The sequence below is a fragment of the Streptomyces sp. AC550_RSS872 genome (assembly GCF_019049285.1).
Taxonomy (GTDB): Bacteria; Actinomycetota; Actinomycetes; order Streptomycetales; family Streptomycetaceae; genus Streptomyces.
On the sequence record NZ_JAGMUL010000121.1, the window covers coordinates 116,903 to 119,824 of the forward strand.

Annotated in this window: 1 protein-coding gene; it reads left to right on the forward strand. The window is 67.3% G+C overall.

From position 1 onward, the window contains the following. Positions 1-2,922, forward strand: a 2,922-nt coding sequence (locus KUM44_RS34775; protein WP_254390545.1) for a condensation domain-containing protein, incomplete at both ends; no start/stop codon positions are given.

Sequence of the window (2,922 nt, forward strand, 5' to 3'; positions counted from 1 at the left end):
GCCGACCGGGTACTGCAAAAGACACCATCATCCTTCGACGTGTCTGTGTGGGAGTTCTTCTGGCCACTGCAAGAGGGCGCTTGCCTCGTCATCGCCGAGCCCGCAGGACACAAGGACCCGCGCTACCTGTCCCGGCTCATCCGCGAACAGGCCGTGACCACCTGCCACTTCGTACCATCAATGCTTCAGGCCTTCCTGGCCGAGCCGGAATCCACCACATGCGCACAGACACTGCACCGGGTGTTCAGCAGCGGCGAAGCACTGCCCCGCGACACCGCCAACGCCTTCAGCCGCACCCTGCCCGGAGTCGACCTGCACAACCTCTACGGGCCGACAGAAGCCGCAGTCGACGTCGCCTACCACCACACCGTCCCACACGGCACCGGCCCCGTGCCCATCGGCCGCCCGGTACGCAACACCCGCCTGTACGTCCTCGATGCCGCCCTGCGCCCGGTACCGGCAGGGACCCTCGGTGAGCTCTACATCGCCGGACCACAACTGGCCCGCGGCTACCACCAGCGTCCGGGCCTGACCGCCGAACGCTTCACCGCCGACCCCCACGGCACACCCGGCACCCGCATGTACCGCACCGGCGACCTCGCCCGATGGCGCCACGACGGCCAACTCGAATACGCCGGACGCACCGACCACCAGATCAAACTCCGCGGCCACCGCATCGAACCCGGCGAAATCGAAGCCACACTCACCACCCACCCCGCCATCACCCAAGCCGCCGTCATCCTCCGCGAGGACCGACCGGGCGACAAACACCTGGTCGCGTACACCGTGGCAGAGGAGCCGGTCAGCACGGAGGCGCTGCGCGCACATGTGGCGGCCGAGTTGCCGGAGTACATGGTGCCTTCGGCCTTCGTCACCCTGGACACCCTCCCGCTCACCCCCAACGGCAAACTCGACCGCAAAGCCCTGCCCACACCCCACTACACCACCAACACCGCCGGCCGCGCCCCACGCACCCCGCGTGAGGAAATCCTCTGCAACCTCTACGCCGACATCCTGGGCATCCCCCACGTCACCATCGACGACGACTTCTTCCACCTCGGCGGACACTCCCTCCTCGCCACCCGCCTCGTCAGCCGCATCCGCACCACACTCAACACCGAACTCCCCATCCGACAGCTCTTCCAGACCCCCACCATCGCCGCCCTCACCACCGCCCTGGACGGGGCACACGAGGCCCGCACCCCCCTCACCCCCCGCCAACGCCCCGAACACATCCCACTGTCCTACGCCCAACAACGCCTGTGGTTCCTCCACCAACTCGAAGGACCCACCCCCACCTACAACATGCCCGGCAGCCTGCGACTGACCGGCACCCTCAACCACCACGCCCTGACCACAGCGCTCAATGACGTCATCGCACGCCACGAAACCCTGCGCACCCTCATCGCCGACGAGGGCCACGGCGCGCACCAGGTCATCCTCCCGACCACCGACGCGGCACTCGACATACCAGTGATCGAGGCCAAAGAAACCAACCTCGAACCACACCTGCGCCAGCACGCACGCCACGCCTTCGACCTGACAGCTGAACTCCCCCTCCGCGCCACACTCTTCCGGCTCAACGACAACGAGCACGTACTGCTCCTGCTGCTGCACCACATCGCAGGAGACGGCTGGTCCATGGGCCCACTCGCCCACGACCTCACCACCGCCTACACCGCACGCTGCAACAACGAAGCCCCAACCTGGCAGCCACTGCCCGTCCAATACGCCGACTACACCCTCTGGCAACACGAGCTGCTCGGTGAGGAAGCCGACCCCGGCTCCCCCGCAGCACAGCAACTCGCCTACTGGACCGACACGCTCACCGGACTGCCGGAGAAGCTCGAACTACCCACGGATCACCCACGGCCCGCCACCGCCAGCTACACCGGCGATAAGCTGACCCTCGACCTGCCCGCTGCACTCCACCGGGATCTCAGCGCGCTGGCGCAGCAGAACGGCGCCAGCCTGTTCATGGTCCTCCATGCCGCCCTGGCCACCCTCCTCACCCGCCTCGGCGCAGGAACCGACATCCCGATCGGCACCACCATCGCCGGGCGTACCGACGAGGCAACCGATGATCTGGTCGGCTTCTTCGTCAACACCCTCGTCCTGCGCACCGACACCAGTGGCCAACCCACCTTCCGCGAACTGCTGGACCGGGTCCGCGAAACCGACCTGGACGCCTACGCCCACCAAGACCTCCCCTTCGAACGCCTCGTTGAACACCTCAACCCCACCCGCACCCTCGCCCACCACCCCCTCTTCCAAGTCATGCTCACCCTCAACAACACCGAGCACGACGCCACGGGGGCATTGGCCACCATTCCCGGGCTCAGCTCGACGCTCGAGCACACCGGTATCGGCATCACCAAGTTCGACCTGACCTTCGCCGTCAACGAAGCCACCACCGACGACGGCAAGCCGGACGGTCTCTCCCTCACCATGGAGTTCAGCACCGATCTGTTCGACAGGGGTACCGCAGCGACTCTCCTCCAACGCCTCACGCACCTCCTCACCGCCTTCACCGCTGATCCTGAGCAGTCCCTTGCAGGGCCCGAGCTGCTGGACCCGGCGGAGCGGCATCAGCTCCTGGAGGAGTGGAACGGGCAGCAGGTCGAGACCGCGCCCGTGGATGTGGTGGCACTGTTCGAGGAGCAGGCCGCCGCGACGCCGAATGCGGTGGCACTGACCTGCGCGGGCCAGGACGTGACGTACGCGGAACTCAACGCACGGGCGAACCAGTTGGGCCGTCACCTGGCGGCCGGCGGGGTGGGCCCGGAGCAGTTCGTCACGGTCGACATACCCCGCGGCCCCGACCTGATCACCGCTCTTGTCGCCATCGTCAAGTCCGGCGCCGCCTACGTCCCCATCGACCCGGACTACCCGGCGGAGCGCATCGCCCACATCCTCAACGAC